At 38.3% G+C, this 18,573-nt stretch carries 16 protein-coding genes; 15 read left to right on the forward strand and 1 reads right to left on the reverse strand.

What is annotated here, in order from left to right; translation table 11 throughout:
- Nucleotides 1-21: 21 nt before the first annotated feature.
- Together MY533_RS05145 and MY533_RS05150 are read left to right on the forward strand one after the other, a co-directional pair.
- Entirely contained in the window at nucleotides 22-684 is a 663-nt protein-coding gene (locus tag MY533_RS05145; protein WP_132357344.1) for a response regulator transcription factor, read from the forward strand.
- Nucleotides 672-2,045, forward strand: coding sequence for a sensor histidine kinase (locus MY533_RS05150; protein ID WP_248718248.1), 1,374 nt, complete (start codon nucleotides 672-674; stop codon nucleotides 2,043-2,045). The genes MY533_RS05145 and MY533_RS05150 overlap by 13 nt, the downstream gene beginning before the upstream one ends.
- 274 nt (nucleotides 2,046-2,319) lie before the next feature.
- Here MY533_RS05150 and MY533_RS05155 read toward each other — a convergent pair whose 3' ends face one another.
- A complete protein-coding gene (locus MY533_RS05155) occupies nucleotides 2,320-2,931 on the reverse strand; it encodes a hypothetical protein (protein WP_248718249.1) in 612 nt (203 codons plus the stop codon).
- 303 nt (nucleotides 2,932-3,234) lie between these two features.
- Here MY533_RS05155 and MY533_RS05160 point away from each other — a divergent pair, with 303 nt between their 5' ends.
- The 13 genes from MY533_RS05160 (at nucleotide 3,235) to mutL (ending at nucleotide 18,323) form a co-directional block, all read left to right on the forward strand.
- A complete protein-coding gene (locus MY533_RS05160) occupies nucleotides 3,235-3,606 on the forward strand; it encodes a 2-oxoglutarate ferredoxin oxidoreductase subunit beta (RefSeq protein WP_248718250.1) in 372 nt (123 codons plus the stop codon).
- Nucleotides 3,607-3,854: 248 nt separating this feature from the next.
- Entirely contained in the window at nucleotides 3,855-4,943 is a 1,089-nt protein-coding gene (locus MY533_RS05165; RefSeq protein ID WP_248718251.1) for an ABC transporter substrate-binding protein, read from the forward strand.
- Nucleotides 4,933-5,769, forward strand: a complete 837-nt coding sequence (locus MY533_RS05170; protein ID WP_248718252.1) for an alkaline phosphatase family protein — start codon at nucleotides 4,933-4,935, stop codon at nucleotides 5,767-5,769. The genes MY533_RS05165 and MY533_RS05170 overlap by 11 nt, the downstream gene beginning before the upstream one ends.
- A gap of 194 nt (nucleotides 5,770-5,963) precedes the next feature.
- Complete coding sequence (locus MY533_RS05175) at nucleotides 5,964-6,806, forward strand: ABC transporter permease (RefSeq protein ID WP_248718253.1); 843 nt, start codon at nucleotides 5,964-5,966, stop codon at nucleotides 6,804-6,806.
- Nucleotides 6,806-7,591 (forward strand): ABC transporter permease, encoded by a 786-nt coding sequence (locus tag MY533_RS05180; RefSeq protein ID WP_248718254.1) that lies wholly within the window; start codon nucleotides 6,806-6,808, stop codon nucleotides 7,589-7,591. Before MY533_RS05175 ends, MY533_RS05180 begins: the two co-directional genes overlap by 1 nt.
- Nucleotides 7,588-8,589 (forward strand): ABC transporter ATP-binding protein, encoded by a 1,002-nt coding sequence (locus tag MY533_RS05185; RefSeq protein ID WP_248718255.1) that lies wholly within the window; start codon nucleotides 7,588-7,590, stop codon nucleotides 8,587-8,589. The genes MY533_RS05180 and MY533_RS05185 overlap by 4 nt, the downstream gene beginning before the upstream one ends.
- Nucleotides 8,586-9,374: a DeoR/GlpR family DNA-binding transcription regulator gene (locus MY533_RS05190; protein ID WP_248718256.1), complete on the forward strand. Its 789-nt coding sequence runs from the start codon at nucleotides 8,586-8,588 to the stop codon at nucleotides 9,372-9,374. Before MY533_RS05185 ends, MY533_RS05190 begins: the two co-directional genes overlap by 4 nt.
- Complete coding sequence (locus tag MY533_RS05195) at nucleotides 9,367-10,374, forward strand: histidinol phosphate phosphatase domain-containing protein (protein ID WP_248718257.1); 1,008 nt, start codon at nucleotides 9,367-9,369, stop codon at nucleotides 10,372-10,374. Before MY533_RS05190 ends, MY533_RS05195 begins: the two co-directional genes overlap by 8 nt.
- Before the next feature lie 318 nt (nucleotides 10,375-10,692).
- The gene (gene miaB / locus MY533_RS05200; protein WP_248718258.1) at nucleotides 10,693-12,237 is read left to right on the forward strand and encodes a tRNA (N6-isopentenyl adenosine(37)-C2)-methylthiotransferase MiaB; all 1,545 of its coding nucleotides are present in this window, start codon (nucleotides 10,693-10,695) and stop codon (nucleotides 12,235-12,237) included.
- Nucleotides 12,238-12,675, forward strand: a complete 438-nt coding sequence (locus MY533_RS05205) for a YlbF/YmcA family competence regulator (RefSeq protein WP_132357329.1) — start codon at nucleotides 12,238-12,240, stop codon at nucleotides 12,673-12,675. It abuts the gene before it with no gap.
- 436 nt (nucleotides 12,676-13,111) lie between these two features.
- Complete coding sequence (gene cotE / locus MY533_RS05210) at nucleotides 13,112-13,726, forward strand: outer spore coat protein CotE (RefSeq protein WP_248718259.1); 615 nt, start codon at nucleotides 13,112-13,114, stop codon at nucleotides 13,724-13,726.
- 119 nt (nucleotides 13,727-13,845) lie between these two features.
- A complete protein-coding gene (mutS, locus tag MY533_RS05215) occupies nucleotides 13,846-16,425 on the forward strand; it encodes a DNA mismatch repair protein MutS (RefSeq protein WP_248718260.1) in 2,580 nt (859 codons plus the stop codon).
- Nucleotides 16,426-16,439: 14 nt separating this feature from the next.
- Nucleotides 16,440-18,323: a DNA mismatch repair endonuclease MutL gene (gene mutL / locus MY533_RS05220; RefSeq protein ID WP_248718261.1), complete on the forward strand. Its 1,884-nt coding sequence runs from the start codon at nucleotides 16,440-16,442 to the stop codon at nucleotides 18,321-18,323.
- Nucleotides 18,324-18,573: the final 250 nt, after the last annotated feature.

The raw sequence follows: 18,573 nt of genomic DNA on the forward strand, positions 1-18,573 counted from the left end.
AGAAATGATGAGGGTAGAAATATGGCGAAAATATTAGCGGTAGATGATGAAAAAGGTATTTTAGTATTGATAAAAAATGCATTACTAAAAGATGAACATTTAGTAACGGTAGTCTCTGATGCAACAGAAGTAAGTAAAATGAATCTTGGTGCCTTCGATTTAATTTTACTGGATGTGATGATGCCCGAAATTGATGGATTTACTTTATGTGGTCAAATACGTCATGCGGTAGATTGTCCTATCCTTTTTTTAACGGCTAAATCGTTGGAGGAGGATCTAATGTATGGTCTAGGTCTTGGCGCAGATGATTATATTATTAAGCCGTTTGGCATTGGAGAGCTACGTGCAAGAGTGAATGCGCATTTGAGACGCGAAAAAAGAGAACGACGTAGTATTCTTTTTGTAGATAATGTTCACTTCAATCTTTCAGGTAAAGAGCTGTTTGTAAATGAGGAGAAGGTAATGCTGACAAAAAGCGAATACGAAATATGCGAATATCTAGCTCGAAATCGAGGACAGGTGTTTTCTAAAGAAAAGATTTATGAAACTATTTTTGGCTTTGATGGGAAGAGTGACAGTACTGCTATTACAGAGCATATAAAAAATATTCGTTCAAAGCTACATGCCTTTCATGTTGACGCCATTGACACTGTTTGGGGGATCGGATATAAATGGAGACAATAAAGCCTACTAAAGGAACACGACTACATACTTTTTTTCTTCGATACCTCCTTTTTTTAAGTTTAGGCACCATTTTGTTAGTAGTAGTACTGATCTGTTTAACGTTGTTTGCCCTTTCTACCAACATCGTATTACCAGCAAATTATGCAGAAACTCAAATTTCATTATCAAGGGATCGTATTGCGTCTAGTAGTTCAGTTACGGCTGATATTATCCCAGACCTTGTTGATTACGCAGTCTTCTCTAAAGAAGGTAAACTTCTTGCAGGAAATCTTTCAAAGAAGGAAGCTTTTAAAGCTTGGAATGCAATGAAAAAAGAACAATCTCAAGGTATCACCCAATTTTACTCGTTAATAGAGCGAGAAAATGAGATTTGTATATTACGGTATGATTTAGTGCCACAGTATCGTTCGGCTATTATGAGGAAGTATTTACCTAATCCACAACTATTAGATATTTTATTATTTATTATAGGAATTATAACTATAGCAACTGTCCTTGCGATCCATTTTGGAAGAAAGCTTAAGAAAAAAATGTTTGGCTTGCAGGAAGCGATTGAAAAAATACAAAATCAAAATTTGGATTTTACGATAAGCCCGTCAGGTATACGTGAAATAGATGAAATATCCATTTCTCTTGAGCAAATGAGAGAGGCTTTAAACAGCTCCTTAAAACAACAATGGGAATCAGAACAAGCACGTAGAGAACAAATTTCTGCTCTTGCTCACGATCTGAAAACACCACTTACAATTATTCGAGGGAATGCAGAGCTTTTGCAGGATACTGATCAAGATGATAGTCAAAAAGAATATAATAATTATATTTTGAAAAATACAATGGCATTAGAAAAATTCACAAAAGAGCTAATTGATTTATCAAAAATGGAGAAAAATATCGTTCGTGAAAAAAAGAATGTTAAAACAGATGCATTGATAACAGAAATAGAACATCAAATGAGAGCTCTTTCGTTGGAAAAAAAGCTTCAAGTAAATGTCCAAAAGGAAATGCTCCCTGCAATTATAGTAATCGATGAAGAGCAGTTCTATCGAGCAATTTTAAATGTCGTATCCAATGCTGTAGAGCACACACCTGAAAATGGAAAGGTGGTATTAACTGTTCAAAGTGCTGCTGATTTTATTCAATTTACCGTTACCGATAACGGGTGTGGATTTTCTCCGAGAGATTTAAATGAGGCTACCAAACAGTTTTATCGTGGAGATCCAAGCAGAAATGCAGGAAATCATCATGGAATGGGACTTTATATTGCCCAATCCATTGTTCAAAATCATGGTGGAACACTGCGTATCGATAATGATTTAGCAGCCGGTGGAGGAAAAGTGACCATAACAATCCCGACACCTTGACATAATTGTGGCTGTCGCTTCGCTTTTGGTCATGTTTTATCATGTAATAAAGGGACTGGGACAGAACTCGATTATGAAAAACAGTGAAAATAGATCATAACTTTTTCGCTTCAATAGTAGAGTATTCCTTCCTAAATCAAAAAAATGTTAGACCGAAATACAATCAGTCTAACATTTTTCTTTTTGTCCCAGCCACTTTTTTGCTCGTTTAAATAAACTATGCAAAGCGCCAGATCAATTTCCCACGTTATGGACTTTTGAACAGCTTCTTTTATTAAAATTCCATATTCCAATGTTCAGTTTCATTATCATACAAAAAACTTACATTTGCATGTTCGACATTCAATTCATGCTGTAAAGAATCAATAAAAGATTGAAACATTTCTTCGTTTACTTCTTCTTTTTTGTTATTTAACCTAATAGTAAGCGTAGGAGTACCTCTTGTATGATATGTAGGTGTAAATGAAATACTTTCTGGTTCCCCAAATGTTTTAGTTATATAACTATAAACTTTTGGTCTTAATTGTTCTATGAATGTTGCTTCTTCTTGAATTGTTATATCGTCTTCTATTTGTTTCGTATTTTTATTTTCATAAACCTTGAATGTTTTTTGTGTTTCTGTATTTAAAATCATTGCAGCATATTCAAAATCAGGGTATTGATCATCACTATCAAAAAGGACATGGGAAATTTCGTATTTCATAGTTGGATATTTCTCTTGTATGTATTGTTCTGCTTGTGAAATTACCTTTTCCTCTTCTTTTTTATCTGGTATCATCGATGCTCTAAAACTAAAAAATAAATAGATAATCCCGAATAGTAGTAGTATCACTATTCCCCCAATTGAAAAAATGAAAATGCTCCAAACTTTTAGCCACTTATTCATCTAATCGCCCCCCTCTGTTAAGTATATCTGTTTATTTTATAAATTTGTATAAATACCAAACTCTGTAAATGTAATGTGAAACGGAAAATTGAAGGGGGCTCATCAGACACCCTCAAAAAAACGCTTAGCCGGAGCGGAAATTAACCCTACGCAATGATGCCTAGCTATTCATACGGAAAGGATTATTTTGTCAAAATTTCTAATATCAATCTTTTTGTTTTCTCCGAAAAGGAAAAAATGGGGAGCGTGTTCGGGCAATAGTATTGTAAAAAATGCTACAATAAAAGAAAAAAAGAAGAGGCGATGCACGTGGATAACGTCATTGATTTTATTGCAAAGAAAAAAGAACGTGAAGAAAGACAGCGCACACAGGATTTGGAAAGGTATGTTGCGACACAATGTAATTTTCAGCAACCCGAAAATATTGATGCACTTGTTGATGGAAAAATGATTGAAGTCAAGGACCATACGTTGTTTTTAGGTTTTCTCTCGATATTAAATGATCAAAACATTGATCCACTTGATATTTTTCAAGATGTTTTTACATTAGCACCTGCCCACTTTGAGATGTCCTACAATATGAAATGGTGGTCAGTTGTACAGCTTGCCTTTACATTTTTAACAATTTTAAAAGAAAACGAGCCGCATACATATGCAGATTTTCTTGGTTTATAAAATGAATCTAGAGTGTGTGCACGTCTTAGAAAGCTACATAACGTGCGCATACAGGCTAGATTCCTACTTACTCCTCTATAACTTTTACAATCCCCCTTTAATTAATAATCATTTTATAGATTTTCATAATTCCTTCATAATTTTTACTGAATATTTTAATGTCCTCCATACTTGCTTAATGTTTGTTTCCTAACATAAATGTTGTAAGGCAAATGAAAACAAACATAAACAAATGGAGGTTCCAACTCATGGCAATTCAAAAGTTGTGGAAGAAAGGTCTAATTGGAGCATTAGCAATTTCAATGTTGGCAGCTTGTTCCGACGGTTCATCTAGTTCAAATGAAGTCAAAAGTGATTTAACACTTGAAGAGATGACGAAAAAGGCAAAAGAAGAAGGCACTGTAAATTCTGTCGGAATGCCAGATACATGGGCTAACTGGGTAGAGACTTGGGCTGATCTTGGTACTGAATATAGCCTTAAGCATAAGGATACAGACATGTCGAGTGCTGAGGAGCTAGCGAAGTTTGAGGCGGAAAAGGATGATGCCACTGCGGATATTGGTGACGTCGGAATTGCTTTTGGACCGATTGCCAAGGACAAGGGTTTAACATTACCGTATAAAACATCTTATTGGGATGAAATACCAGGCTGGGCAAAGGATAATGAAGGCCATTGGATCGTGGGTTACACAGGAACTATTTCATTTTTAACTGATAAAAACAACGTCAAAAATGCCCCGAAATCATGGGAGGATATTAAAAACGGAAATTACACGGTCAGCATTGGTGATGCTTTAACAGCAAATCAAGCCCAGTTTGCAATTTTAGCAGCTGCAATGGCATTTGGTGGCGATGAATCGAATATTCAACCAGGAATAGACTTTTTTGCAGACTTAGCAAAACAAGGGCGTTTAAAAGGAGATCCAACTGTTGCGAATTTAGAAAAAGGCGAGATTGATGTAGCCATCTTATGGGATTTTAATGCACTTGGCTATCGACACCAAATTGATGAGAAACGTTTTGATGTCGTCATTCCATCAGAAGGCTCTGTAACATCAGGCTATGCAACAATCATAAATAAATATGCTAAAAATCCTCATGCAGCAATGCTAGCTCGTGAATACATTTTATCGGATGCAGGACAAGAAAATTTAGCGAAGGGTTATGCTCGTCCAATTCGTGACAAGGTTCAATTACCTCAAGAGGTTCAGAAGCTATTATTACCTGCGGAAATGTACAAAAATGCACAGCCAGTAAAAGACCAAAAGAAATGGGAAGAAACAACAAAGCAAATTCCACAACAATATCAGGAGCAGGTATTAATTCATGGAAAATAATAAAGTTGTCTTAATTGTCGTAGATGCACTTCGCTTTGATACAGCTTGTACCCATATGGGATTTATGCACCATTTAGTTGAACGTAAAATAGCAGCACGCTACAAGGTTTGCTCAAAGGTACCTTCACTATCAAGGCCTTTATATGAAACGATTTTAACGGGGACACCACCCATTGTACATGGAGTAACGAGCAATATGACAGTGCGTTTATCGACGCAACATAGTTTATTTCATTTAGCGAAAGAAAACGGTCTATCTACAGCAGCTGCTGCCTATTATTGGGTAAGTGAGCTATATAATCGTGCACCATTTGTGCATATGGAGGACAGGCTGCAATTAGATACTCAATTGCCGATTGAGAATGGACTGTTCTACTTTGAGGATCACTATCCAGACAGTCATTTATTTGCTGAAGCTGCTTGGCTAATGGATCAAAAGCAACCAGATTTCTTATATATTCATCCGATGAATGTAGATGATGACGGTCATAAATTTACGGCTGACTCGGCACAATATCGAAATCGTGTTTTAGCAGTTGATGCATTATTATCTTTATTTATCCCAAAATGTCTTGTGCAGGGCTATGAAGTGATCGTGACAGCAGATCATGGGATGACGAGTGATGGTAATCATGGAGGCACAACAGCTGAGGATCGTCATGTACCAATGTTTGTTATTTCGGATCACGTTAAAGCAGGCATTAACGATGAGATTGTATCACAGTTACAAATAGCTCCGCTTTGCTGTCATTTATTGAATATCGAGCCTTCTGATGAAATGGTTCCCTTGTTATTAGAAGGGATGCTTTCTTTAAAAAAGGCTTAACTGAGTGGAGTGAAGGCTGGGCGCGCACAGGAAAGCGCTCGGCCGTTTAAATAGATACTTTGAAGATTTACCGGAACAATTTTAGCTTTTATCGGAATAAAATCTAATTTTATCGGAACAACTTTAGCTTTTATCGGAATAAAATCTAATTTTATCGGAACAATTTCAGTTTTAGCTATTAACTATAGAAAGAAGTGATTGTTGTGATTTCGAAGCGGCAAACAGTTGCCTGGCTTTCTACTTTTCTAGTACTTGTCTTGTTATTTTTCTTAGTACCGTTACTGTATATGCTCATCACAAGCTTTCAAAATAGTGATGGTTTTACACTCGCGCAATATCAAACTGTACTAACGAACGATTACATTTTACAAGGCTTTACAAATAGTATTACATTGTCTGTTATTTCGGCAGTCATTGCTTTAATGGTTACCCTATTCGCTGTTTATGCGATTATGAGATTTTCTGAGCCAGTGCGTGAGAAAATTTTAATACTAACAAATTTAACATCAAATTTTTCAGGTATTCCATTAGCTTTTGCCTTTATTGTATTACTGGGCAATAGCGGGCTCTTTACATTGCTATTCGATAAATGGGGTATTGACACATTTTCATCATTTTCTCTTTATAGCTGGGGTGGCTTGTTACTGATTTATATTTATTTTCAGCTACCATTAGCCTTAATGCTTTTATACCCAATTTATGATGGGATTCAGCAACAATGGAAGGACGCAGCAGCATTACTTGGAGCTTCTACATGGCAGTTTTGGATGAAGGTTGGGATCCCTGTTATGCTTCCTGGGATTGTTGGAACATTTAGCGTATTGTTTGCCAATGCAATGGGAGCATATGCCTCTGCCTATGCACTAACTAGCAGTAATTACAATTTAGTAGCCATTCGTATTGGTTCTCTTATTAAGGGAGATATTTTTGCACAACCAGAGCTGGCAAGTGCTATTGCAGTAATACTAGCAGTAACGATGGTGACGGCAATGCTATTGAGTGAGTGGAGCATTTCAAAAACAAGGAGGAAGTTATAATGAAAAAAAGAGGCTTTGCTGATTTATTTTTCCTCCTGTTAGTGGTGTATTTAGTGTTACCAGTTGTTGCAACAATGCTTTATGCCTTTGCGACGAATTGGAATAAGACCATTTTGCCAGAAGGATTAACATTGACATGGCTTGCGGCATTATTTCAGGATGCAGAATTTATACAGGCGTTTGGACGTTCTGTTTTATTGTCTAGTGGGGCTGTCATGATTGCATTGCTCGTTATCGTACCAGCTATTTTTGTAATCGTGTTGTATTTTCCAAAATACGAAAAATGGATACAGATGGCTGTTGTGATGGTGTATTCATTCCCGGGCATTATTTTAGCAGTCGGGCTCATTCGTGTTTATAGCAAATTTGGTGTGCCGATGATTTTAGTAGTTTTAGGGGCATATGTCATCGGTATCCTCCCATACATTTATCAGGGGACACGCAATAGTTTGCAGAATGTTGATGCACGACAGCTTATAGACGCAGCGCAATTACTGGGAGCATCTAAATTGCAGGCATTTACGAAAATATTATTACCTACCGTTTACCCAGGCTTATTTGCTGGGGCATTATTATCGTTTTCCGTACTTTTTGGAGAATTTGTACTGATTAATCTAGTGGTTGGTTCTCGCTTTGAGACGGTGCAAATTTATTTAATGAAGAAGCTTAGTACAAGTGGACATATTGCTAGTGCAGTTGTCTTTATTTATATCGTTCTTATGGGCTTATTAACGTACGCTATTGCAACATTAACGAAACGATCGAAAGGTGCTACAAATTTATGAGTTATATTGTGATTGAGGGACTTCATAAAAAATATGGATCAACGACGGTTTTATCAAATATAAATATGAAGATTGAAAAAGGTGAATTTATAACTCTTTTAGGTCCGAGTGGCTGTGGTAAGAGTACAATCCTGCGTATTTTGGCAGGCTTAACAGATGCATCTGCAGGAAAAATTAACATAGAAGGCAAGGATATGAATCGTGTTCAACCAAAGGATCGCCAAGTTGGTATGGTGTTTCAATCTTATGCACTATTTCCAAATATGACGGTGAAAGAAAATGTAGCCTTCGGTTTACGAATGCAAAAAGTCAATACGGTTGAAGTGGATCAACGTGTTCAAGAAATACTTGAAATCGTGCATTTAAGTGAAAAAGCGCATGCCTATCCGAAAGAATTATCTGGGGGTCAGCAGCAGCGTGTTGCCCTTGCTCGAGCATTAATTGTACGTCCAAAAGTATTGCTATTAGATGAACCGCTCAGTGCGTTAGATGCCCAAATTCGTAAGAAACTTCAAGCAGACTTACGAGCTATTCAACAAAAGCTAGGTATAACGATGATTTTAGTTACGCATGACCAAGAAGAAGCAATGGCTGTTTCTGACAGAATATTTGTGATGAATAATGGGATGATTGCACAAAGTGGAACACCTACTGCGATTTATACAAGCCCTGAAAGTGAATTTATCGCGAATTTTATTGGACATTACAATGTTTTTACGCGTCAAGCCCTTGAGAAAATGATTGGCGAGGCATTGCCAAAAGAATACTCAAAATTTGCGATTCGACCAGAAGCCATACATCTCGATGAGAGACAGGGGGATGTTTGTATGACTGGAGAGGCGAAGCAGTCATTAATGAGTGGCAATGTTATTCGGACAACGTTTGAGGGTGAATGTCTCTTTACGATGGAACAGCTACACCAACGAGGGCATTCGTTTGAGCTTGGTAAGCAATATGTGTGCTATATAGCGAGGGAAGATGTGATTGCATTATCATGACATATGCAAAAATTGAACGTTTTGAATTTATTTTAAAACAATTAGAGGCTGATCGAAAAATTGTCGTTGCCAATATTGCAGATGAATTACAAGTAGCACCAGAAACGATTCGTAGAGATTTTGATGAGCTGGAGCAACAGCATTTATTAACGAGAGTACACGGAGGAGCTGTAAAGTATACGAACGTTAGAAATGAACCAGCATTTTTACGTAAGCTTCAAATGCAAAAAGAGGCAAAGCGTAATATAGCTCGTTTAGCAGCTAGTCGTATAGGTGGCGGGGATACAATTGCGGTTGATACAGGTACAACGACAGTGCATATTGCAGATTTTTTATTGGCAGTCGACGATATAACTGTCGTAACCAACTCTATCGCTGCAGCTGTACAGTTTAATTTAGCGATAGAGGAGCGACGAATGACTGGAAAGGTCATATTACTTGGTGGAACGACAAATCCGAGACAATCCTCAGTAACAGGAGCTATGACATTGGAATTGTTAGGAAATATGAATTTTGATAAGGCATTTATTTCGTGTGGTGGAATAAGTGATGGTATCGTGTACGATTATGATTTGGATGAATCATTAATTTCTAAAAAAATGCTTGATTGTAGCAAGATGAACTTTTTATTAACGGATGCATCTAAAATAAATGGTAAGTCCTTTTATCAAATTTGTCACATAGAGCAATGCTCAGAAATTTTTTGTGATATAGCTTGCCCAATAGAGTGGCATGCGTATGAGGAAAAGTGGACGGTATGCAATGGAGGGAAATCGGATGGTTGATTATCATGTACATTTAGAGGAGGGGCCCTATTCATTTCGTTGGCTAGAGCGTACTTCTCAGGCAATTAAATTTTTTAATGAAGATGAAGGAGCAACAAAAGGTTCTAAAGCATTTATAGAGCTACAAATGCAGCAGTTATCAAAGCGTTTACAGAATGGTTGCTATAGTGAGGAATGGCTAGATTTATATTTACAACAAGCAAAGCAGCTTGGTTTGCGAGAGGTTGGGATTGTCGACCATCTCTATCGTTTCAAGGAGACGCGAGCATACTTTGAACGTTATATGCAATTAGATGACAATGAGGTTGGTAGAGCTCAGCGTTACTGGCTTGATTGTGTCATGACAGAAAGCATGAATGATTTTGTGTCAACTATTAATCGAGCAAAGGAAAAATGGAGGCGTCAAGGTATTTCCTTAAAGCTAGGCATCGAGGCAGATTATTTTGTCGGCGGTGAAGAAGAATTAGCATCATTATTAGAAGGTTATTCGTGGGATTATGTCATCGGATCTGTCCATTTTATGGATGGCTGGGGCTTTGATAATCCTCAAACCCAATACATATTTGAGGACATGGACGCAGTAGCCTTACAGGAAAACTTTGCACGTTTTTTTGCTACAGTAGAAAAAATGATCTTCTCGAATATGTTTGACTTTGTGGCGCATTTAGACAATTTTAAAGTGTTTGATTATCAAGTGAAGGACACGGCTTTTCTTGACTCTTGGTATGAAAGAATTGCAAAGGCACTTGTGGCCACACAAACCGCCACTGAAATAAATGCCGGTTTATATTATCGCTATCCAGTAAAGGAAATGTGCCCAGGACCACGTTTCTTGCAAATTTTAATGGAACATGGTGTAGCCTTTACAGTTTCCTCAGATGCGCATTTCCCAGACGATTTAGGCAAATACACATTTGCGAATACAGCTTTACTAAAAAGCTATGGCGTTCAAACAATTATTGGATTTGACCAACGCCAAAAACAATCTATAGAACTATAATAAACGTCGCCGTTGATGGATATCTTCGGTGATTTTTTATTTTTAGGGAGAGTGTGGATGGGCATCAGTGAGGTGATAGCTTGGTTAAGCAAAGCGATGGAAGGAACAGACGAAGTGACGGATCCCCCCTCCCCCTGCAAACAACTGACGATTTCCCTCCTGCGTCCTAATGAGAATATACATCTAGCCAACGTGCAATTAAGTCTAAACCGCGACATTTAGTACGCAAACCTTGTAGGATGTAGCAATTATTCAGTATAATAGTAAAATGGGAATTCAAATGTATGGAATTCGTTTGAAAGGAGTTACCTGATTGCAATGAATGAAGAACAACGCTTAGCAAATCAACAAGTCAATCAACCAAAAAAAGAAGACAAGCCTGAAAAGGATTATAGTAAATATTTTGAAACGGTCTTTACGGCACCTTCATTAAAAGATGCTAAAAAACGTGGGAAAGAAGAAGTTAAGTACCATAAGGACTTTAACATTGCAGAAGAGTTTGCAGATATGGGTACGGGGCGTACTTTTTATATTCGTACGTATGGCTGCCAAATGAACGAGCATGATACGGAAGTGATGGCTGGGATTTTTATGCAGCTAGGTTATACGCCTACAGATGTGATTGATGAAGCTGATGTCGTGTTACTGAATACGTGTGCTATTCGTGAAAATGCAGAAAACAAAGTATTTGGAGAACTGGGCTTTCTACTAAAATATAAACGTAAAAATCCAGAGATGCTTATTGGGGTTTGTGGCTGTATGTCACAGGAAGAATCTGTTGTAAATAAAATTTTAAGAAGTTATCCACATGTCGATATGGTGTTTGGTACACATAATATTCACCGTTTACCGAACATTTTAAAAGAAGCATATATGTCTAAGGAAATGGTCATTGAGGTTTGGTCCAAAGAAGGCGATGTTATTGAGAATCTGCCGAAAAAACGTCTTGGATCCATTAAAGCTTGGGTAAATATAATGTACGGCTGTGATAAATTCTGTACGTATTGTATTGTACCTTATACACGTGGTAAGGAGCGTAGTCGTCGTCCGGAAGAAATTATTGCTGAAGTTCGTGAATTAGCGGCAGCTGGCTATAAAGAAATTATGCTATTAGGGCAAAATGTCAACGCTTACGGCAAGGATTTTGAGGATATTGAATATCGACTTGGTGATTTAATGGATGAATTACGAAAAATTGATATTCCACGCATTCGTTTTACAACGAGTCATCCACGTGACTTCGATGATCATTTAATCGAAGTTCTTGCAAAACGTGGTAACTTAGTTGAGCATATTCATTTACCAGTACAATCTGGTTCAAATGATGTGCTAAAAATTATGGCTCGTAAGTATACACGTGAGCATTTCCTTGGATTAGTAGCGAAAATTAAAGCGGCTATTCCGGAAGTAACACTAACGACTGATATTATCGTAGGCTATCCTAATGAAACAGAGGAGCAATTTGAGGAGACATTATCCTTGTACCGTGAAGTAGGCTTTGAAATGGCCTTTACGTATATTTATTCTCCTCGCGAGGGTACACCTGCTGCAAAAATGGTGGATAATGTACCTGAAGAAGTGAAAAAAGAACGTCTTCTACGATTAAATGAAGTTGTAGGGGAGTACTCTCGAAAAGCATTAGAGGGCTTGAAAGGTGAAATAGTAGAAGTTTTAGTCGAAGGTACAAGTAAAAAACGCGAAGATGTATTAGCTGGCTATACGCGTAAAAATCGTCTTGTAAACTTTAAAGCGCCAGCACATTTAATAGGTCAATTAGTGAAAGTAAAAATAGTTGAGGCTACTTCTTATTCACTAAGTGGTGAATTCGTAGAAGTAGTAAAAAATGAAAAGGTGGAAGCGTAAATGTCACAAGTATTATATACAAAAGATGATTTAATCAAGAAGTCACACGAAATTGCGCATATGATTGCCAATACGCAAGAAGTTGAATTTTTCAAAAAAGCCGAAGCACAAATTAATGAAAACCAATTTGTACGTGAGCGTATTGCAAGCTTAAAAAGCCTACAGAAGCAAGCTGTTAACTTCCAACACTTAGGAAAAGAAAAAGCGCTGAAATTAATTGAAGATAAAATCGAAAAAATTGAAGAAGAAATCAACGCAATCCCAGTGGTTCAACAATTTAAAGAATCTCAAGTTGATGTAAATGATTTATTGCAATTAGTTTCGAACACAATTGCTAACAATGTTACAAATGAGATTGTTCGCTCAACTGGTGGAGATTTACTTCGTGGAGAAACTGGCTCATACGTTGCCAATACAACACCAGGCAGCTGCTCATAAAAAAATAAAAATAGCTCGAATGCTAGCATTCGGGCTATTTTTATGTGTTTAACTTCTTTCAGTGGGTGTCCAAACATCCGTACCTATTACTACGCTTTCGGGACAAAAGACATCCTCTGAGTAGAGAAACTTAGTTTAAGAACGCAGTATTACCGAAATGACCGGCATCGTGTCGACCCATGCAGGACTAAGTACAAAGCCGATTCCGTACGCGTTGCAACATGTATACTGCGCGAAAGCGGCAAATATTCACTGTAGCAAAAGCAAAGCCCATAGCTACAAATAAATTCTAAGCGACAGCGGCAATTAGACCTCGGCATAATTGAATAATGCTCTTGGAAATTAGCGCAATTCAGACAACATAGTATGAAAAAGTCAGTAATTTGATTCTTAAAAATATATGTTCACCCAATAGGCGCTACCTGCATATGATGGAGTGAAAAGAGTCAAAGGAGGAATTGCGCTGAAACGTTTACGACAAATCGTGACGAGAGCAGTAGTTGCCAAAGGGAAGAAGAGAACGGAAGAACGTGTAACATTAAGTCCATCGAATAAACCGACGAGTATTCTCGGTTGCTGGGTTATCAATCATACTTGCTCCGCGAAAAAAGTCGGTAAATTTGTAGAAGTATCGGGAAAATTTGATGTTAATGTATGGTATGCCTATAGTAGTCATTCGAAAACAGCAGTATTTTCTGAAACGGTCCACTATAAAGACAAAGTGAAGCTTTCTTTTAGAGACGGTGAAGTGAGTGCTGGTGATGATGTTCGTGTACGTGTTATTCAAGAGCCAAACTGTATAGAGGCAATTATCTCCCCATGTGGTACGAAGTTTGAAATCGTAGTAGAACGTGAAGTAGTTGTAGAGGTAATGGGAGAAACGACTATTTGCATTAGTGTACATCCACTAGATTTCGAAGAGGAATGGAATTTTGATGAGAGCTCTTCCTCGTCTTCATCTAGCTCCAGTTCCAGCTCATCATCTAGCTCCAGTGAAGAAGGCAGGTATGTTTTAGAGTCCTCATCGTTTCCTGATGAGAGACAAAGATAATACTAAACATTCTATACATGCGAAGCGCTAGCATCTTAAAAAAGGTGAATTAAGCGTTTCGCATGTATCTTTTGTTATAATAAAAATATCTATATGGTAAGAGCGAGGGAATTTTTAAAATGACAACTTATACACCAATGATGCAACAGTATTTGCAGGTAAAGGAAGATTACAAGGATGCCTTTTTATTTTTTAGATTAGGCGACTTTTACGAGATGTTTTTTGAGGACGCTATTAATGCCTCTCAACTTTTAGAAATTACATTAACGAGCCGAGATGCAGGTGCAAAAGAGCGTATTCCAATGTGTGGTGTTCCACATCATTCGGCAAAAAATTATATTGAAACTCTTGTGCAAAAGGGCTATAAGGTTGCTGTTTGTGAGCAAACAGAAGATCCGAAGCAAGCAAAGGGTGTAGTAAAACGTGAAGTTGTTCAGCTTATTACACCAGGAACGATCATGGAAGGTAAGTCGCTTGATGGTAAAACCAATCATTTTATTGGTGCTGCGGAACAACTTGACGATATGACATTTGGCTACGCTTATTTAGACTTATCTACAGGTGAAGCGGTAGCCTCCTCGATTGAGGGTGACGGTAAGGCACTGTTATTGCAAATGCAGGCATACGGTATTCGTGAATTAATTGTAACGGAAAGTTTGCAGCTTTTATTAGCAGAGCATGCAGTAAACGCGGGTATCGTCCTTTCTATTGAAACAGATGAAATGACAATGGCTAAAGCTGCACATTATTTAGATGCGGTGCCAAATGATTTACAAATTGCTTGCCTTCGTTTGCTCGCTTATATTGATAAGACACAAATGCGTTCATTATCACATATTCAAGCATTTACTTACAATGAAATGAAAAATTATTTACGTATTGACTCTAGCTCTAAGCGTAATTTAGAGCTTATTCAATCTATTCGCGGTGGCGATCAAAAAGGCACACTTTTATGGTTGTTAGATGATACAGTGACAGCAATGGGAGGGCGCAAATTAAAGCAATGGTTACACCAACCTCTTGCTTCACGTGCTGCCATTGACGAAAGATTAGCATACGTCACTGATTTATTAGAGGAATACTTTGTAAGAACAGAGCTACAAGCCTCTTTAAAACAAGTATATGATTTAGAGCGTTTAGCGGGACGTGTAGCTTTTGGTAATGTGGGTGGACGAGACTTAGCGCAGCTACGTGATTCATTGCGTCAAGTACCTACCATACAGCAGCAATTACTTGGTACCGATAAAGAAACATTGCAAAAGCTAGGCGCGGCGCTTGATACGTGTGCAGATGTAGAGGCACTATTAGCACGAGCTATTACAGACAATCCACCAATTACAATTAAAGAGGGTGACGTCATTCGCGATGGCTATGATGCACGCTTAGATGAACTACGCTATGCTTCTCGTAATGGGAAGGATTGGATTGCACAGCTAGAGCAAGAGGAACGGACGAAAACGGGCATTAAAAACTTAAAAATCGGCTACAATCGAATTTTTGGCTACTATATTGAAATTACGAAGTCTAATATCCATTTAGCAGATTTAACACGTTATGAGCGTAAGCAAACTTTGGCCAATGCCGAGCGTTATATTACACAAGAGCTTAAAGAAAAAGAAGCATTAATTTTAAATGCCGAGGAAGAGAGTTTAACGTTAGAGTATAATTTATTTGTGAAAATACGTGATGAATTAAAGACGTTTATTCCACGTGTCCAAGCGTTAGCGGCGAGCATTAGTGAGCTAGATGTGCTATTAAGCTTTGCAAGTGTTTCAGAGAAATATCGTTTTACGAAGCCGGAGTTTCATGGCGGACGTTCGCTAGAAATTATTGAAGGGCGCCATCCGGTTGTTGAAAAGATGCTTAATAAGCAAATGTATGTACCAAACGATTGTGTACTTGAGGAAAATAACAATATGATGCTTATTACAGGTCCGAATATGTCCGGTAAAAGTACGTATATGCGTCAAGTTGCACTTATTGTTGTCATGGCGCAAATGGGCTGTTATGTACCTGCTGAAAAAGCAAGATTACCAATTACAGATCAGATCTTTACACGCATCGGTGCAGCGGATGATTTAGCTGCGGGACAATCAACATTTATGGTGGAGATGTTAGAATCTCAGCATGCCATTACACATGCTACAAAAAATAGTTTAATGCTGTTTGATGAAATTGGTCGTGGGACATCTACTTATGATGGTATGAGCCTTGCTCAATCTATGATGGAATACATCCATGACAAAATTGGGGCAAATACACTGTTTTCAACTCACTATCATGAATTAACGGCACTCGAAAAGGAGCTTCCTCGACTGCAAAATGTACACGTATCTGCTACTGAAAAAAATGGCACGGTTGTCTTTTTGCATAAGGTGAAAAAGGGTGCCGCCGATAAATCTTACGGAATTCATGTAGCACAGCTTGCGCAATTGCCAGAGGAAATTTTAACAAGAGCACAAGTATTGCTTGAAAACTTCGAGGCCGGAAACGAAGCTGAAAACAAAGTGACCGTGGTACAGGAAGTTGTTGAAAAGCCAGTGCAAATGTCACTATTTTCGGAGGGAGAACCAATCTCTCCAGCAGAGTTAGAAGTGCTGAAAAACCTAGAAAAAGTAAATATTCTTGGCACTTCACCAATGCAAGCGATGAATATTTTATACGAATTACAGCAGCAACTAGTAAACACAAAAAAGTAAAGGAGTGATACGCTATGGGAAAAATACAAATTATGGACGAGTGGCTGTCCAATAAAATCGCGGCAGGGGAAGTAGTTGAGAGACCAGCCTCTGTAGTGAAAGAGCTTGTTGAAAATGCCATTGATGCAGGAAGTACGTCCATTGATGTTTTTTTACTAGAAGCGGGCCTCACTTCAATTCAAATAATTGATAATGGTAGTGGTATGGATGAAGAGGATGCGTTAATATCATTCTCTCGCCATGCGACAAGTAAAATTCATCAAGAACACGATTTATTTCGTATTCGTACTCTCGGGTTCCGTGGTGAGGCCTTAGCTTCCATTGCATCGGTGTCAAAAATGACGCTTATTACATCTAATGGTGAATCAGGAACGTATTTAGAGCTTGAGGGTGGGCATATTGCTTCACATAAACCTGGCCCTTTGCGCAAGGGAACAGATATTACAGTGGCACAGCTATTTTTCAATACACCTGCTCGATTAAAATATATGAAAACAATACAGACCGAACTTGGGCATACAATTGATCTGATGAACCGTCTTGCACTTGGAAATCCACAAATTGCGTTTAGATTATTGCATAACGGTCAGCAGTTGTTACAAACGAATGGACGAGGTGACGTACAACAAGTATTAGCAGCCATTTACGGTGTCCATAATGCGAAAAAAATGGTGTCATTCAATGGTGAATCACATGATTATAAAATTTCTGGCTTCGTATCACTACCTGAGGTCACTCGAGCTTCGAAAAACTATATGTCATTGTTTGTAAATGGTCGCTGGGTGAAGCATTATTTGGTACAAAAAGCGATTGTCGACGCCTATCATACGTATTTGCCAATTGAACGTTTTCCGATTGTTGCGCTCTACATAGAGGGTGATCCTTATTTAACGGATGTCAATGTTCATCCTGCCAAACACCAAATACGTTTAAGTAAGGAGCCTGAGCTTCTTAAGCTAATTGAAGAAACAATACGAGAGAAAATCCGCAATGTTATTCGGGTACCGCTAATGGAAAAGAAGGAGAAAGTGGTAAAGTCTGCGACGGAGCAGTTAAATATTTGGAAACCTGCACCAAAGCTTAATGTGGAGAAAATGAATGCTATTGTAGAAAAATTGTATGATGTGCAAACAGTGCAGGAATCGAACACAATAGATCCTATAGTGCCACAACCTGAATCCGTTCCTACTGCCATTGAAGATAGCTGGCAACCGACAGCAGTGATGGAGAATCCTCTTGAAGAATTGAATCCTCCTAAAGAAGTGAAGCTAGAGGAGCCAGTGGAAATACTAGAGGATGAGCCTACTAAAGAACCATTTCCTGCGCTTGAGGTGGTAGGGCAAATTCACGGCACGTATATTGTTGCACAAATGGAGGATGGCTTTTATTTAATTGATCAGCATGCTGCCCAGGAGCGTATTAAATATGAATTTTTCCGTGAAAAGGTCGGCCAGGTGAACCCAAATGAGCGTCAGGCTTTATTGCTGCCATTGACCTTCCATTATGCTGCTGACGAAGCTCTTATACTAAGAGAAAATAGTCAGGAGTTAGAAGCTGTTGGCGTATTTTTAGAGGAATTTGGACAGGCTTCATTTGTAGTGAGGGAGCATCCTAGCTGGTTCCCTAAGGGAGAAGAACAAGAAATTATTGAGGACTTAATTGAACAGGTACTAACAACTAAAAAGGCGGACGTCAAAAAATTACGTGAGGCGGCAGCGATTATGATGAGCTGTAAAAAGTCGATAAAGGCCAATCATTATTTAACGAAAGAGCAAATGGATACGTTACTGCTAGATTTACGCAATGCCGACAATCCATTTACTTGTCCACACGGACGTCCAGTGTTGATACATTTTACAACGTATGAAGTGGAAAAAATGTTTAAACGGGTAATGTAGATATAACGCCTAGAACAAGTTCACATTTGTTAAAACGTATGCCATTTATATAAGTTGATTGGAGTGGAGACTGGGCGACTCCTTGGGGATTAGCAATAGAGGAACGAAGGCTGAAAGCATCACATCCTGTGATAACGCCTTCGTGACCAACATCGTGCTGCTGTCGCTACGTTGCACTCACGCTTTCGCGCAAAAAACATCTGTTGGCCCGAGACCCTGCAGCGTAGCGGATGTTTTCTGTGCGAAAGCG

The organism is Lysinibacillus sp. Ag94, from assembly GCF_023242215.1.
In the GTDB taxonomy this organism is placed as follows: Bacteria; Bacillota; Bacilli; order Bacillales_A; family Planococcaceae; genus Lysinibacillus.

Excerpts from the sequence above, each read along its gene's own strand:
- MY533_RS05165 (WP_248718251.1), top strand. The coding sequence starts at position 3,855 with ATGGCAATTCAAAAGTTGTGGAAGAAAGGTCTAATTGGAGCATTAGCA.
- MY533_RS05185 (WP_248718255.1), top strand. The coding sequence starts at position 7,588 with ATGAGTTATATTGTGATTGAGGGACTTCATAAAAAATATGGATCAACG.
- MY533_RS05155 (WP_248718249.1), bottom strand. The coding sequence starts at position 2,931 with ATGAATAAGTGGCTAAAAGTTTGGAGCATTTTCATTTTTTCAATTGGG.
- MY533_RS05170 (WP_248718252.1), top strand. The coding sequence starts at position 4,933 with ATGGAAAATAATAAAGTTGTCTTAATTGTCGTAGATGCACTTCGCTTT.
- mutS (WP_248718260.1), top strand. The coding sequence starts at position 13,846 with ATGACAACTTATACACCAATGATGCAACAGTATTTGCAGGTAAAGGAA.
- MY533_RS05205 (WP_132357329.1), top strand. The coding sequence starts at position 12,238 with ATGTCACAAGTATTATATACAAAAGATGATTTAATCAAGAAGTCACAC.
- MY533_RS05195 (WP_248718257.1), top strand. The coding sequence starts at position 9,367 with ATGGTTGATTATCATGTACATTTAGAGGAGGGGCCCTATTCATTTCGT.
- MY533_RS05190 (WP_248718256.1), top strand. The coding sequence starts at position 8,586 with ATGACATATGCAAAAATTGAACGTTTTGAATTTATTTTAAAACAATTA.
- MY533_RS05145 (WP_132357344.1), top strand. The coding sequence starts at position 22 with ATGGCGAAAATATTAGCGGTAGATGATGAAAAAGGTATTTTAGTATTG.
- MY533_RS05180 (WP_248718254.1), top strand. The coding sequence starts at position 6,806 with ATGAAAAAAAGAGGCTTTGCTGATTTATTTTTCCTCCTGTTAGTGGTG.
- miaB (WP_248718258.1), top strand. The coding sequence starts at position 10,693 with ATGAATGAAGAACAACGCTTAGCAAATCAACAAGTCAATCAACCAAAA.
- MY533_RS05150 (WP_248718248.1), top strand. The coding sequence starts at position 672 with ATGGAGACAATAAAGCCTACTAAAGGAACACGACTACATACTTTTTTT.
- MY533_RS05160 (WP_248718250.1), top strand. The coding sequence starts at position 3,235 with ATGCACGTGGATAACGTCATTGATTTTATTGCAAAGAAAAAAGAACGT.
- mutL (WP_248718261.1), top strand. The coding sequence starts at position 16,440 with ATGGGAAAAATACAAATTATGGACGAGTGGCTGTCCAATAAAATCGCG.